This window comes from Blastococcus sp. URHD0036, from assembly GCF_000701365.1.
In the GTDB taxonomy this organism is placed as follows: Bacteria; Actinomycetota; Actinomycetes; order Mycobacteriales; family Geodermatophilaceae; genus Trujillonella.
In genome coordinates, this window is record NZ_JNIK01000021.1 from 304,113 (window position 1) to 318,435 (window position 14,323).

15 protein-coding genes are annotated in these 14,323 nt (G+C 73.6%); 4 read left to right on the plus strand and 11 right to left on the minus strand.

The window, feature by feature from the left end; genetic code table 11:
* Positions 1 to 154 precede the first annotated feature (154 nt).
* From N555_RS0123635 to N555_RS0123650, 4 genes are all read left to right on the plus strand, one after another.
* A complete protein-coding gene (locus tag N555_RS0123635) occupies positions 155 to 1,381 on the plus strand; it encodes a CoA transferase (protein ID WP_197029129.1) in 1,227 nt (408 codons plus the stop codon).
* Positions 1,378 to 2,775, plus strand: a complete 1,398-nt coding sequence (locus N555_RS0123640) for an amidohydrolase family protein (protein WP_029433961.1) — start codon at positions 1,378 to 1,380, stop codon at positions 2,773 to 2,775. Before N555_RS0123635 ends, N555_RS0123640 begins: the two co-directional genes overlap by 4 nt.
* 97 nt (positions 2,776 to 2,872) lie before the next feature.
* Positions 2,873 to 3,400 carry an FAS1-like dehydratase domain-containing protein gene (locus N555_RS0123645; RefSeq protein ID WP_051684410.1) on the plus strand — a complete coding sequence of 176 codons (528 nt, stop codon included), beginning with the start codon at positions 2,873 to 2,875 and terminating at the stop codon, positions 3,398 to 3,400.
* 25 nt (positions 3,401 to 3,425) lie between these two features.
* The gene (locus N555_RS0123650) at positions 3,426 to 3,851 is read left to right on the plus strand and encodes a MaoC/PaaZ C-terminal domain-containing protein (protein ID WP_029433963.1); all 426 of its coding nucleotides are present in this window, start codon (positions 3,426 to 3,428) and stop codon (positions 3,849 to 3,851) included.
* 67 nt (positions 3,852 to 3,918) lie between these two features.
* Here the strand turns inward: N555_RS0123650 and N555_RS0123655 are convergent, their stop codons facing one another.
* The 11 genes from N555_RS0123655 to N555_RS0123705 form a co-directional block, all read right to left on the minus strand.
* Positions 3,919 to 4,731: a mycofactocin-coupled SDR family oxidoreductase gene (locus N555_RS0123655; protein ID WP_029433964.1), complete on the minus strand. Its 813-nt coding sequence runs from the start codon at positions 4,729 to 4,731 to the stop codon at positions 3,919 to 3,921.
* Between the two features lie 72 nt (positions 4,732 to 4,803).
* On the minus strand, positions 4,804 to 6,018 hold the full coding sequence (locus tag N555_RS0123660; RefSeq protein WP_029433965.1) for an NAD(P)/FAD-dependent oxidoreductase: 1,215 nt from the start codon (positions 6,016 to 6,018) through the stop codon (positions 4,804 to 4,806).
* 11 nt (positions 6,019 to 6,029) lie between these two features.
* Positions 6,030 to 6,557 (minus strand): DoxX family protein, encoded by a 528-nt coding sequence (locus N555_RS0123665; protein ID WP_029433966.1) that lies wholly within the window; start codon positions 6,555 to 6,557, stop codon positions 6,030 to 6,032.
* 164 nt (positions 6,558 to 6,721) lie between these two features.
* Positions 6,722 to 7,030: a hypothetical protein gene (locus N555_RS0123670; RefSeq protein ID WP_029433967.1), complete on the minus strand. Its 309-nt coding sequence runs from the start codon at positions 7,028 to 7,030 to the stop codon at positions 6,722 to 6,724.
* A gap of 107 nt (positions 7,031 to 7,137) precedes the next feature.
* On the minus strand, positions 7,138 to 8,586 hold the full coding sequence (locus tag N555_RS0123675; RefSeq protein WP_029433968.1) for an NAD-dependent succinate-semialdehyde dehydrogenase: 1,449 nt from the start codon (positions 8,584 to 8,586) through the stop codon (positions 7,138 to 7,140).
* Positions 8,587 to 8,723: 137 nt separating this feature from the next.
* Positions 8,724 to 10,382, minus strand: coding sequence for a thiolase C-terminal domain-containing protein (locus tag N555_RS0123680; RefSeq protein WP_029433969.1), 1,659 nt, complete (start codon positions 10,380 to 10,382; stop codon positions 8,724 to 8,726).
* 65 nt (positions 10,383 to 10,447) lie between these two features.
* Positions 10,448 to 10,777 carry a ferredoxin gene (fdxA, locus tag N555_RS0123685; RefSeq protein ID WP_029433970.1) on the minus strand — a complete coding sequence of 110 codons (330 nt, stop codon included), beginning with the start codon at positions 10,775 to 10,777 and terminating at the stop codon, positions 10,448 to 10,450.
* Positions 10,778 to 10,841: 64 nt separating this feature from the next.
* Positions 10,842 to 12,212: a cytochrome P450 gene (locus N555_RS0123690; protein WP_029433971.1), complete on the minus strand. Its 1,371-nt coding sequence runs from the start codon at positions 12,210 to 12,212 to the stop codon at positions 10,842 to 10,844.
* A gap of 128 nt (positions 12,213 to 12,340) precedes the next feature.
* The gene (locus tag N555_RS0123695) at positions 12,341 to 13,729 is read right to left on the minus strand and encodes a cytochrome P450 (RefSeq protein ID WP_029433972.1); all 1,389 of its coding nucleotides are present in this window, start codon (positions 13,727 to 13,729) and stop codon (positions 12,341 to 12,343) included.
* Positions 13,730 to 13,739: 10 nt separating this feature from the next.
* Positions 13,740 to 13,934 carry a ferredoxin gene (locus N555_RS0123700; RefSeq protein WP_029433973.1) on the minus strand — a complete coding sequence of 65 codons (195 nt, stop codon included), beginning with the start codon at positions 13,932 to 13,934 and terminating at the stop codon, positions 13,740 to 13,742.
* 45 nt (positions 13,935 to 13,979) lie between these two features.
* The coding region (locus tag N555_RS0123705; RefSeq protein WP_029431772.1) for an SDR family oxidoreductase at positions 13,980 to 14,323 on the minus strand (344 nt) is incomplete at its 5' end.

The window sequence follows — 14,323 nt, forward strand, 5'->3', positions numbered from 1 at the left end:
GATGGCACTGAGTGTCACGGTAGAGACGTGGACCCGCCGCGTCCAGAGCAGGAGGTGACGCGCGCCTCCTCCGAGGGGCCGTCGCCGTCCCTCCCGCGCGCGATCACTAGCGTCCGCACCACGCCAGCCACCGAGCCGCACCGGGAGGAACGCCGTGTCCGACCCCGTGCGCGACTGGGCCGGGAGCGGGGTCGTGGCCCTCACCGGCTCCCCCGACGGCCCACCGCTCCTCCCGCCCGGACGGGCGGCGACGGTGGCCCGGGAGCTCACCGACCGCATCGCGGCGACCACGGCCGGCACCGCGCACCCGGTGGTCCTCGACGGCGCGCGGCTGCTGTCCGAGCGGGCGGCGCTGACCGGGGCCCGGCGGGCCGGGCAGGTGTCCGCGGGCGGCAGCTGCCGGCTGCTGCCCACCCTCGACGGATGGGCCGCCGTCTCCTGCGCCCGCCCCGGCGACCCGCTCCTGCTCGGGGCCCTCGTCGGGCAGCCCCTTCCCGCCGACCCCTGGCCCGCGGTCGCCGCGTGGGTGCGGGAGCGGCCGGGCGCCGAGCTGGCCGAGCGCGCCGAACTGCTCGGCGTGGCGGCCACCCCGGTGCGCACGGCGCCTGCGGCCCCCGCCCCGCTCCCCAGGCATCCGCCGCGGCCGGTCGAGGGCCTGCTCGTCGTCGACTTCAGCGCGCTGTGGGCCGGCCCGCTGGCCGCCTCGCTGCTCGGGCTCGCCGGTGCCCGGGTGGTGAAGGTCGAGGTGCCCGACCGGCTCGACGGCGCCCGACGCGGGAGCGCGGAGTTCTACCGGCTGCTGCACGCCGGTCACCGCGCGGTGCTGCTCGATCCCGCGACGGCGCGCGGGCGCGCGGCGATGGCGGCTCTCGTCGCCGTCGCCGACGTCGTGATCGAGGGGTCCCGGCCGCGCGCCCTGGCCGGCTTCGGCCTGGACGCCGACGCCGCCGTGGCCGCGGGCACCACCTGGGTGTCGCTGACCGCGGCCGGGCGGGCCTCCGGCCGGATCGGGTTCGGCGACGACGTCGCGGCCGGCGCCGGACTGGTGGCCCGCGCAGCCGACGGGTCTCCGGTGTTCGTCGGGGACGCGATCGCCGACCCGCTGACCGGCCTCACCGCCGCCGCACTGGCGATGACCGCCCCGGCGGACGGCTCCGGGGTCCTGTGGGACGTCGCGATGGCCGACGTCGTGGCCGCGACCCTGGCGGACCTCCCGGCCGGCCCCTCCGCCGCGGCCCGCCGGGACGGCGACGCCTGGGTGCTCGACACCGCCCACGGCGTCGTCCCGGTCGAGCCCCCGCAGTTGCGCACGGTCGAGGGGCAGGCGCCCGAGCCGGGAGCCGACACCGCGGCGGTCCTCGCCGAGCTGGGCATCGCGTGAGCGGGTTGCTGGTCCGCGCCGCGACGCTGCTGGACGGGCGGCGGGTCGACGTCCGGGTCCGCGGCGACCGGGTCGTCGAGGTGGGCCCGCACCTGGACCGCGACGGCGAGGAGGTGCTCGACGGCCGCGGCGGCACCCTGCTGCCCGGCCTCGTCGACCACCACCTGCACCTGCACGCCCTCGCCGCGGCCGAGCTCTCCGTGAGATGCGGCCCGCCCGCCGTGACCACCGCGGCGGAGCTCCGCCGGGCGCTGACCGCGGCACCCACGGGCGGCGACGGCTGGGTCCGGGGCACCGGCTACGCCGAGTCGGTCGCCGGGGACCTGGACGCCGCCGCGCTGGACCGGCTGCATGCCGCCCGGCCCGTCCGGGTGCAGCACCGCAGCGGCGCGCTCTGGACGGTCAACTCCGCCGGCACCGCGCTCCTCGACCTCGCCGGCGCGCCCCACCCCGGGGTCGAGCGGGACGCCGACGGCCGGCCGACCGGCCGGCTGTGGCGGGCCGACGACTGGCTGCGCAGCCGGCTCGGCGGCAGCGGCCTCCCCGACCTGGCCGGGATCGGGCGGCGGCTGACCCGGCTCGGCATCACCGCCGTCACCGACGCGACACCCGACCTGACACCGGCCGCCGTCCGCGCGCTCGCCGCCGCGCGCGCGGCCGGCGACCTCCCGCAGGCCGTGCACCTGCTCGGGGCGCCGCTGGGCACCGTCCTCCCGGCGGAGCTGACCGCCGGTCCGCTGAAGATCGTGCTCGCCGACTCCGGGCTCCCCGACCTCGAGGCACTCGTCGAGCGGATCCGCGGCGCACACGCCGCCGGCCGGCCGGTGGCGGTGCACGTGGTGACCCGCGAGGCGCTCGCGCTGCTCCTGGCCGCCCTCGACCTCGCCGGCGGGCTGGTCGGCGACCGGATCGAGCACGGCGCGCTCGTGCCCGCCGGGATCGTCGCCGACCTCGCCCGCCGGGGCCTGCGGGTGGTCACCCAGCCCGGCTTCCTCGCCGACCGCGGGGACGACTACCTGCGCGACGTGCCGGCCGCCGACCACGAGGACCTCTACCGCGCCGCCAGCCTGGTCGTCGGCGGGGTGCCCCTCGCCCTCTCCAGCGACGCCCCCTACGGCCCCCTGGACCCGTGGCGGGTCGTCGCCGCGGCGGTCGACCGGCGCACCCGCAGCGGGGCGGTGGTGGCGCCGGCCGAGCGGCTCGACGCCGACACCGCGCTCGCGGCCTACCTCGCGCCGACCGGCGACCCCGGCGGGCTCCCGCGGGAGGTCGTCCCCGGCGCCGCGGCCGACCTGGTCCTGCTCGACGGCGCTCCCCGCGACGTCCTGGCCGACCCCGCCGCCGGACGGGTGCGGGCCGTGACCGTCGGCGGCCGCCTCGCGCACGCGCGCTGAACCGCGCTCAGTGGCCCCTGTCTGGGTCGACAGTTCCACATGTATGTTCCGAAGACCTGCAGTCGCCGACGACGGCGACCTCGAGAGGAGCGCGCCCGTGAGTGAGCTGGGACTGGTCCGGCCGGACATGGCGGCGATCGTCGGGCAGCCGTACGGGGTCACCCACTCCTATCCGGTCTCCGCGTCCGACATCCGCCGGTGGGCCATCGCCGTGTACTACCCGGAGGCCCCGCCGGCGCACTACCTCGACCCGGATGCCGAGGCCGCCGGCCGGCTCGTCGCCCCGCTGGACATCAGCGTCTTCGCCTGGGCCGCGGCGCGCACCGAGCCCGACGAGCGGGCGTTCGAGGTCGATGCGAAGTACACCGCGGTCGGCGCGATGGAGCAGAAGCTCGGGGTGCAGCCGCCCGACCTCTTCCGCGCCCTGAACGGCGGCATGTTCGTCGACTACACCGGCGTCCGCATCCGGCCGGGCGACGTCATCCGCTCCGAGACGGTCATCGCTCAGTACCAGGAGAAGGAGAGCCGGCTGGGGCGGATGCTGGTGACGGACTTCGCGACCACCTGGACGAACCAGGCCGGGGAGCGGATCAAGACCTCGACCATGTCCCTGATCCGCTACTGACCCGACGATCGCCCGAGGAGCACCGATGACCGACGTCACCACGCGGGAGTTCGAGGTGGGCGCCACCGTCCCGCCGTTCGTCCGCCAGGCCGGGCTGCACGCCTGGAACCGCTACGCCGCGGTGAACTACGAGTTCGTCGACATCCACATGGACGACGAGGCCGGCAAGGCCGCCGGGATGCCCGGTGCCTTCGGCATGGGCAACCTGATCTGGGCGTGGATGCACTGCGCCGTCGAGCAGTGGGTCGGCGAGCGCGGCGTGCTCGAGCACCTCGAGTGCCGCTTCAAGCAGCCGGCGCTCAAGGGCGACACCATCACGATCACCGGCACCGTCACCGGGCGCACCACCGCCGACGACGGCAGCACCGTGCTCGAGCTGGAGTTGTGGTCGGAGAACCAGACCGGCACGAAGACCGCGCCCGGCACCGCCCGGGTCCGCCTCGTCGCCTAGCCGCCCGGCACGTCGAACGGCCCCGGGGCGCGCGAGCGCCCCGGGGCCGTTCTGCGTCGTGCCCGCGTCAGCGGATGAGCGTGCCCAGGTCGACGGGCAGCTGGACGCCGGTGATGTGGCGCGCGTCGTCGGAGGCCAGGAACGCGACCGCGGCCGCGATGTCCTCCGGCTGGGAGATGAAGTCCGGCAGGGTGCCCATGAAGATCGGGCCGAGGGTGGCCGCGTTCTCCTGGATCAGCTGGCCCATGCGCGCCGGCTGCATGCCCGTCTCGACGCCGTGCGGGTGCACGGTGTTGACCCGGATGTTGTGCTGGCCGAGCTCGTTGGCCATGGACTTCGCCAGGCCGACGACGCCGTGCTTGCTGGCGGCGTAGTGGGCGAGGAACGGCAGCCCCCGGAGCCCCGCGACCGAGCTGGTGATGATGATCGAGCCGCCGGTGCCCTGCTCGATCAGCGTCGGAACGGTGGCCTTCATCGTGTAGAAGGTGCCGGTCAGGTTGACGTCGATCGTCTCCTGCCACTGCTCGACCGGGATCTCCCACGACCAGTTGGCCGGGCAGATGCCGGCGTTGGCCACGACGACGTCGAGGCGGCCGAACTCGGCGACGCCGTCCTTGACCAGCTGCTCCAGCCCCGGCAGGTCGCGGATGTCGCCCTTGCGGGCGAGGATCCGTCGGTCCTGCGCCTCGACCAGGCGGACGGTCTCGGCGAGGTCCTCCTCGGTCGGCCCGGCGTAGTCCGTCGTCTGCGCGGTGACGCAGTTGTCGACGGCGATGATGTCGGCGCCCTCGGACGCCAGCCGGACGGCGTGCGCCCGGCCCTGGCCGCGGGCGGCACCCGTGATGAGCGCGACCTTGCCGGCGAGCCTGTTGGCGGTCATGCGGATTCTCCTGTCGTCGAAGCGCTCCGGCCGGGCTGTCCGGCCGGAGCAGGTGGAGCTGGTGCGGGGCGCTCAGCCGTCGGACGCGACGGCGGCGTCGGACTGGGCGAGCACGCTCTCCTGCGAGGCGCCCTCGGCGATCATGGCGCGGTACCGCACCAGCTTCGCCGGCGCACCGAACCCGACGACACCGACCAGCACGCCGCCGGCGAAGTAGCCGACCACCGTGCCCTTCACCGGGCCGCCGTCCATCCCCGTGCCGTGCAGCTGGGCGACCTCCTCGGCGAGGTCGGTGCGCCCGAAGGTCTGGATCTTCATCCCGAACTGGTCGGACCACACGTAGGGCACTGCCGGCGGCGGCGGCTCCTCGCCGAGGATGTCGCAGGCGACCACGGCCGACTGGTCCACGGTGGTGGTCCAGTGCTCGTTGCGGTGGAACCGGTTGCGGGAGGCGTCCCACCAGGCGGCGATGTCGCCGAGCGCCCACACGCCGCTCGTCCCGACCACGCGGCCGTTGGCGTCGCAGGCGACGCCGTCGCCGATCTCGAGGCCGGCCGCGTCGAGCCAGCTCACGTCGGGCAGCGAGCCGATGCCGACCAGCACGAGGTCGGCACCCACGGTGGAACCGTCGGAGAGCTCGACCGTGCGCTCGTCGACGAACCGCGCGATGCGGGTGTCGCAGCGCAGGTCGATGCCGGCCTCGGTGAACAGCCGGCCCGCCAGGGCGCCGACCTCCCGGCCCAGCGCACGCTCGACCGGCACCGGCAGGGCCTCGAGCACGGTCACCTGGACGCCCTTGCCGTGGGCGGCCCAGGCGACCTCGGCACCGATGAAGCCGGCGCCCACCACGAGCAGCGACGTCAGCGAGTCGAACGCGCCGCGCAGGGCGATGGCGTCGTCGATGGTGCGCAGCGTGACCACGCCGGCCGGCTGGCCGGGCAGGGTGCGGGCCGTGACCCCGGTGGCGAGCACGACGACGTCGCCGGTCAGCGAGGTGCCGTCCTCGAGCTCCACGCTGGTGCCGGCGAGGCCGACCGCGCGCTTGCCGAAGACCGTGTCGACGTCGAGCGCGGCGAGCGCCTCGGCGTCCTTGAACGTGGCCTTCGCCGGCTCCCACGTGCCGGTGAGGATCTGCTTGGACAGCGGCGGCCGGTCGTAGGGCAGGTGCACCTCGGCACCGACCAGGGTGATCCGGCCGGCGTGCCCGCGGGCGCGCAGCGCCTCGACCGTGCGCAGGCCCCCCAGCCCGGCGCCCACGACGACCACGTGCTCCGGGGTCTGGGTCATGGCGTCCGCGCTCAGGCCGTGACCGGCTTCGGAGCCGGCTTGCTCCAGAAGGTGGCGAGCTGGGCGGCGGCCCCGCCGATGCCCAGTCCGGCGACGAACAGAGCCGCTCGGGGGCCGGAGAACCGGTCGGTGCCCAGCGCGCGGTCGACGCTCCAGCCGCCCGGGCCGAGCGCGGCCAGCGCGATGGAGGCCACGGAGAGGTTGGCGACGTACTCCCAGCCCTCGGCGTTGATGAAGAAGCCGTTCGGGATGTGCACCGAGCGGGCGGCCACGGTCAGGGTGCCGACGACCGCGGAGGCCGCGAGCGGGGTCGCCGCGCCGGCGATGAGCGCCGCGCCGGAACCGATCTCGACCACCGCGCTGGTGCGCGCCTGCAGCATCGGCTGCTTGAAGCCGATGGAGCCGAACCAGCCGGCGGTGCCCTTGAGCGAGCGGCCGTGCTTCACGCCGTGGGCGATCATCGTGCCGCCCACCGCGGTGCGCAGGAGGAACCGCGCCACTCCCACGCCCGTGCTGCCTGTCCGAGCCTTGCGGGCCACCGGACTCTCCCTTCACGCGGCCGGGCGCCCGTGGGCGGCCCGGTCGTCGGATCGATGGTGTGCTGCGGCGATGGGCTGCGGCGGAGGTGCCGCCGCCCTGCGGGCGCCGCGCCCGGCCGGCCCCGGCGGGACCCCCGGTGGTGCCGGGGGTCCCGCCGCGGAGCTCAGTCGGAGGCGGGCAGCGGCTGGGCGGTCTTCTGCGCCAGCGGCGTGCCGTTGACGGCGACCGCGTAGTCCCCCGGCTTGACGCACAGGAGCTCGAGCCCGAGGGCCTCGTCCGAGTAGCGCTTGCCCATGAGGACGCCGTTGCCGGCCTCGCCCTCGGCGGTCGCGCCCGCGGCGGGGGTCTCCCCCGGCCCGGTCATCGGCGCGCCACCACAGGTGACGGTCACGTCGTCCTCCGGTGCCCGCACCACGACCAGCGACGTCGCGTCGACCGCGCTGCTCAGCGTCTGTCCGACCTTCAGCTTCATCCACCCACTCCTCGTTGTGTGTACGACTGGCCCCGGCGGCGGACTCGTGGGTCTGCACCGCCGGGCGACGTCCCTGACGTCGGTCAGTGTGTCCCTCCCGGGACGGTCTAGACGACGAGCCCCACGAGCTTGACGTCGAGGTACTCGTCGATGCCCTCGGCCCCACCCTCGCGGCCCAGGCCACTGGCCCCGACCCCGCCGAAGGGCGCGGCCGCGGCCGTCGGGTTGATGTCGTTGACCCCGACGATGCCGAAGCGCAGCGCCTCCGACACCCGCACCGCGCGGCCGAGGTCCCGGGTGTAGACGTAGGAGGCCAGGCCGTACTCGGTGTCGTTGGCCCGCTGCACGACCTCGTCCTCGTCGTCGAACGGGATGAGCGCGGCCACCGGCCCGAAGGTCTCCTCGCGGTAGATGACCATCGACTCGTCGACGTCGGCGACCACCGTGGGCGCGAAGAACTGGCCGCCGGCGAGGTCGCCCTCGGCCAGGCGACCGCCGCCGGAGAGCAACCGGGCGCCCTTCGCGACGGCGTCGTCGACCTGGCGCTCCACCTTGTCGACGGCGGCCTCGTCGACCAGCGGCCCGATCCCGACGCCCTCGGCGGTGCCGGGGCCGACCTTGAGCTTGGCCACCCGGTCGACGAGCGCGGCGGCGAAGGTGTCGAAGATGCCCCGCTGCACGTAGATCCGGTTGGGGCTGATGCACGCCTGACCGGTGTTCAGGAACTTCACCAGCGCCGCACCCTTGGCCGCGTGCACCGGGTCCGCGTCGTCGAACACCAGCATCGGGGCGTGGCCGCCGAGCTCCATGGACACCCGCTTCATGGTGGCCGCCGCCCGGGCCGCCAGCGCCTTGCCCACCTCGGTGGAGCCGGTGAAGGTCAGCTTGCGGACCGCCGGCGAGTCCAGGAGACGGTCCCCCACGGCCGCCGGCCGGTTCGTGGTGACCAGGTTGGCCACGCCCGCGGGCAACCCCGCCTCGGCCAGGATGTCGAAGACCGCGACGGCGCACAGCGGCGTCTGCTCGGCGGGCTTGAGCACGATCGTGCAGCCGGCGGCGACGGCCGGGGCCACCTTGCGGGTGATCATCGAGATCGGGTAGTTCCACGGCGTGATGCCCGCGACCACGCCGACCGGCTGGTGCATCACCATCAGCCGCTGCTCGGGGCGCGAGGACGGGATCGTGCTGCCGTAGACCCGCTTGGCCTCCTCGGCGAACCAGCTGAGGAAGTCCGCGGCGTAGCGCACCTCGTTGCGGGCGGCCTTGAGCGGCTTGCCCTGCTCGGCGGTCATGAGCGCGGCGAGCTCCTCGGCGCGCTCGGTCATCAGGCGGTGGGCGGTCCAGAGCACCTCGGCCCGCTGGTAGGCGGTGGTCCGGCTCCACGGGCCGAAGGCGGCCTCGGCGGCAGCGATGGCCCGGTCGGCCTCGGCGGCGCCCGCGTCGGCGGCCCGGCCGATGACCCGGCCGTTGCTCGGGTCGGTGACGTCGAACGTGCGGCCGTCATCGGCCGGGAGCCACTTCCCGTCGATGAAGAGCGTGTCCCCGTCGTGCGTCATGCCACCCATCCATGTTTTCAAAGGCATCACATCGTCCGGCAGCATACGACGGCCCCTCCCCAGGGTCGAGGGGTCTGACCCGACCCGGGGCGGGCCGGCCGCCGGTCCCGTCAGGACGGGACCGGCGACCGGGCGGCTCAGCTGTCGGTGCGCAGCAGCAGGACGCCGCTGGGGGTCAGCCCGCCACTGCTGACGACGGCGACCCGGGCATCGGCGACCTGACGCTCCCCCGCCTCGCGGCGCAGCTGGCTGACCGCCTCGTACACCAGGCCCATGCCGTGCGTGCGGCCGTGCGACAGCTGCCCGCCGTTGGTGTTCAGCGGCAGGACGCCGTCCCGGGCGATGTTCTTGCCGCCGTCGAGGAAGTCCTTCGCCTCGCCGACGCCGCAGAAGCCCAGGCCCTCGAGCCACGACAGGCAGTTGAAGCTGAACCCGTCGTAGAGCAGGGCGAGGTCGACGTCGTCCTGGCGCAGGTCGGTCCGCGTCCACATGTGCTGGGCGGGGCCGAACACCTGCGGCTCGTGCGTGGAGGTGCTCTGGTCCCACTCCATGCGCTCGATGAGCTGCGTGCCGACGGCCTCGACGCGCACCGGGGGCTTGGCGAGGTCGCCGACGGCGTCGGCCGCGGACACGATCACCGCGATCGAGCCGTCGATCGGGACGTCGTTGTCGTAGAGGCCGAACGGCGTCGTGACCATGCGCGCGCCCAGGTAGTCGTCCATCGTCATCGGGTCGCGGTAGACCGCGGTCGGGTTGAGCGCCGCGTTCGCCCGCTGGTTGAGCGCGATCCAGCCGAGGGTCTCCCGGGTGGCGCCGTACTTGTGCATGTAGCGGTTCGCGGTCTGCCCGAGCAGGTGCGCGGCCGACAGGGCGCCGAAGGGCATGCCCCAGCCCATGTCGCCGCCGATCCTGCCGCGGCCGGGCTTGAGGTAGCCCTGCTTCATCAGCGTCTCCTGGCTGGACTGCCAGAGCGTGCGGAAGCACAGCACGTGCCGGGCCAGACCGGCGGAGACCGCGAGCATCGCCGCGATGACCGATCCCCCGGGGCCGAACGTCTCGCCGCCGCCGTTGTACCAGTTGGGCCGGATCCGCAGCGCCGCCTCCAGGGCCGTAACGCCGCCCTCGCTGAAGCCGCTCTCCATCCCACCGCCCGGGTAGGTGGACAGGCCGTCGATGTCGGCCATCGTGAGGCCGGCGTCGGCGACCGCCGCCTGGCAGGCGTCGATGGTCAGCGAGAGCGGGTCCACCATCTGCCGGCGCGCGATCTTCGACGCGCCGATGCCGGAGAGCACGGCGTCGTCCTCGAACTTGCGCGAGCCCAGCATCGGCCGCACGAAGGTGCGGATCCGCTCGACCGGCTCCTCGTCCTCGGGCAGCGCCGCCGGCTCGGCCGGCTGCTCGGCGGTGGGCCGGAACAGCGGCAGCCAGACGTCCTCCACCTGCTCGAAGACGACCTCCATCCGCATGCCCAGCCGCAGGTCGTCGAGGTCCACGTCCACGAGACGGGTGGTCAGCTTGACCCGCGGGTCCTCGTCGAGCGCCACCTGCGCGATGGCGAACGGGTTGGTCACCCCCGGGAAGGGGAAGTGGTGGTTGACCGTGAACCCGAAGAGGATCCCGCGGCCCGACACCTCACGGACCCGGAGGTCCCGGTCACCGCAGGAGGGGCAGATCGGCTTGGGCGGGTGGATCAGGCCGGAGCAGGAGGAGCACTCCTGGATCCGCAGCCGACCGTCGGCACCGGACTTCCAGTAGAACTCGTTCCACGGCAGGACCAACGGCAGGGGCTGGCTCACGTGTCCTCATTCCTCGGTTCGGGCGCCGCGTCAGCGGGGCGCCGGGTACGGCGGAGCCGCGGGGGTCAGTCCTCGGCGGGGCGCGGCGGAAGGGCGGTGACCTCGGCCGGGTCGGGAACCGTGCCCTTGGGCAGGTTCGCCGTCCCGCCCGGGGAGCCGACGCCGGCGAAGAACGCGGCGTTCAGGGCCGTGTAGCCGGCCCACTCCTCGGGGAGGTCGTCCTCGTAGTAGATGGCCTCGACGGGGCAGACCTGGACGCAGGCGCCGCAGTCGACGCACTCCTCGGGCTGGATGAACGCCATCCGGCCGCCCTCGTAGATGCAGTCGACGGGACAGGCGTCGACGCAGGAACGGTCGAGGACGTCGACGCAGGGCTCGGCGATCACGTAGGTCATGGGAGTGCTCCAGCTCGGTTCGTGTGGATCGGGTCTGGTGGTGCGGGAGTCTGGCGGATGGTGCTCAGGCGAGCCGGGCGCGGTCCCGGCGGACGGTGATCGGCTCGGCCAGCTGCTGCTCGTCGACGACGCGCTGCAGGGTGGCGATCGTCTCGGCGAGGCCGGGGCCCCGGCGCTCGCCCGGGGTGAAGGTGGCCGGCAGGTGCTGCATGCCGTTGATCACCTGGGTGGTCTCGTAGTGCACGGCGCCCGCCGGGTCGCACACGAAGTCGGGCATCCGCTCGAGCACGGCGGCCAGCATCGTCTTGAAGGCGGCGCGGGCCACGTTCGAGCCGATGCACCGGTGCACCCCCAGCCCGAAGCTGGCGTGCCGGTTGCCGGTGCGGTCGAGCCGGACGGTGTGCGGGTCCTCGAAGACCGTGTCGTCCCGGTTGGCCATCGCCCAGGAGAGCCAGAGCCGGTCGCCCTCCTGCAGGTGGACGCCGTGGATCTCCACGTCCTGGGAGACGGTGCGGCCGTCGCCCTGCGCGGGCGTGTAGAAGCGCAGGAACTCCTCGGTGGCGCTGTCGCGGAGGGTGTCCCACTCGGTGATCAGCCGCTCGCGCTGCCCGGGGTTCTCCGACAGCCACTCCAGGGCGTGCGCGGTGAGCGCGGTGGTGGTGTCGAAGCCGCCGCCGATGAGCAGCATGGCGACACCGACGATCTCCATGTCGTCCTGCTCGTGGTCGCCGAGATCGGCGGTGATCACGGCGTTCAGCAGGCCCGGCTTCGGGTCGGCCTTGAGCTCCTGGATGCTCTGGAACATCCGCATGCCCATGGTGATCCCGAGCTCGCGCACGCGCGGGTAGTCCGGCGAGTGGATCGGGGTGTAGACCCCGGCGTGGGCGGGCTCGCAGTAGACGACCCAGTCCTCCAGCGGCAGCCCGAGCAGCGCCATGGTGAAGACGGCAGGGACGATGTTGGCCAGGTCGTCGACGAAGTCGATCCGGCCGGTCTCGATCACCTCGTCGATCGCCGCGCGGGTGATCTCGTCCAGCACCGGCTGCCACCGCGCCACCGCCGCCGGCGACAGGTAGGCGTTGAGCGCGTTGCGGTAGTACCGCTGCACCGGCGGGTCCATCTCCAGGAAGCCGCCGATCATCCCGCCGCGGGCCTCCTTGGGCCCCGCCGGGATGCCGATGCCGTCATAGCCGCGCCGCCGGTTGAAGATGTCGGCGTCGTTGGAGAGCGCATCGGCCCGGCGGGCGACGTCGAAGAGCTCCTCGTTGCCGTTGACGAACCAGTAGCCGCCGTGGGTGTCGTTCCACGCGATCGGCGCCTCGGCGTGCAGCCGCTCGACCCACGGCTCGAACTCTGTGCGGTACTCGGGCGCGTGCCGGTCGAGCTCGACGCGCAGTCGCGCGCGGTCGGCGTCGGCGCTCTGGTCGATGCTCATGCGTGTCTCCAGGCGGGGTCGAGGGTGGCGGTACCGGGCGGGCCGATCGGGACGGACGGTTCGCGGACGACGTGGCGGCCGGGTCCGGACGAGGCACTCGCCCGGACCCGGCCGTACGTCGACCCGGCTCAGCCGAGCGTCGCGCGCTCCTTGCGGACGGTGACGGGCTCGGCGAGACGCTGCTCGTCGACCACCCGCTGGATCTTCGCGATCGTCTCCTCCAGCCCCGGGCCGAGGCGCTTGCCCGGGGTGAAGGTGGCGGGCAGGTACCGCATGCCGTTGATGACCTGCGTCGTCTCGTAGTGCACGGTCCCGGCGGGATCGCAGACGAAGTCGGGCATGCGGTCCAGGACCGCCTTGACCATCGTCTTGAACCCGGCCCGGGCCACGTTGGAGCCGATGCAGCGGTGGATGCCCAGACCGAAGCTGGCGTGCCGGTTGCCCGTGCGGTCCAGCTTGATCTCGTGCGGGTCCGGGAACACCTGCTCGTCCCGGTTGGCCATGGCCCAGGACAGCCAGAGCCGGTCGCCCTCCTTGAACTGGACGCCGTCGATCTCGACGTCCGCGGAGACGGTGCGGCCGTCGCCCTGCGCCGGGGTGTAGAAGCGCAGGAACTCCTCAGTCGCGCTGTCGCGCAGGGTGTCCCACTCCCGGACGAGCCGCTCGCGCTGGTCGGGGTGCTCCCCCAGCCACTCCAGCGAGTGTGCGGTCAGCGCCGTCGTGGTGTCGAAGCCGCCACCGATGAGCAGCATGATCACCCCGACGGCCTCCATGTCGTCCTGCTGGTGGTCACCGAGGTCGGCGTTCAGGACGGCGGAGAGCAGCCCCGGCTTCGGGTCGGTCTTCGCCTCCTGGATGCGGCCGAACAGCGACATCCCCATCTGCATTGCCAGCTCCATCACCCGCGGGTGGTCCGGGGAGTGGATCGGCGTGTAGACGCTGGCGTGGGAGGGCTCGTTGTAGATCACCCAGTCCTCGAGCGGCAGGCCGAGCAGGGCCATGGTGAGCACCGCCGGGACGATGTTCGCCAGGTCCTCGACGAAGTCGATCCGGCCGCTCTCGATCTTCTCGTCGATCGCGGCGCGGGTGATCTCGTCGAGCACCGGCTGCCACCGGGCCACGGCCGCCGGGGACAGGTAGGCGTTCAGCGCGTTGCGGTAGTACCGCTGCACCGGCGGGTCCATCTCCAGGAACCCGCCGATCACGCCGCCCCGCGTCTCCTTGGAGCTCGCCGGGATGTTGATCCCGTCGTAGCCGCGCCGCTCGTTGCGGATGTCGGCGTCGTTGGACAGCACGTCCGAGCGACGCGCGACGTCGAACAGCTCCTGGTTGCCGTTGACGAACCAGTAGCCGCCGTGGGTGTCGTTCCACGCGATGCGCGGCCCGGCGTGCAGCCGCTTCGCCCAGTCGACGAACTCGGTCCGGTACTCCGGGCCGTGCCGGTCGAGGACGATGCGTCGCCCCTCCGTGCGCGCGGCGTCGTCCGCGCGCACGGCCGTCGTCTCGTCGGTGCTCATCCCCGCGCCGTCACTCGGTGATGACGATGGCCTGCTCCGGGCAGGAGCGGGCCGCCTCGCGGGCGAGCTCCTCCTGCCCGGCGGGGACGTCCTCGTTGATCGCCCAGGCGTGGCCGTCCTCGTCGCTCAGCGCGAAGAGGTTGGGGGCGGTCATGGCGCACAGCGTGTGGCCCTGGCAGATCTCGCCGTCGACACGGACCTTCATTCGAGTACTCCTCAGCGGTTCGGACGTGCAGGAAGGATGGGGGGATCAGACGTGGAAGTCGTGGAACTTCAGGTAGGAGCCGGCGTCCACGCGGAGCTGGAGACCGGTCACGTAGCGGGACTCGTCCGAGGCGAGGAAGAGCACCGCGTTGCTGATGTCGATCGGCTCGACGTAGGGGATCGGGAGGAGCTGCTGGGCCGGGAAGGCCAGCAGCGCGTCCTCGCGGGTCGGGTTCTCCAGGTCCGGCCGGAACGCCCGGTACATCGGGGCGCTGTTCAGCATGTTCGTGTTGCAGTTGGTCGGGTGCACCACGTTGGCCCGGATCATCCGGGGGGCGACGTTGCGCGCGATCTCGTGCATGAACTCCGACAGCTGCAGCTTGGCGTAGC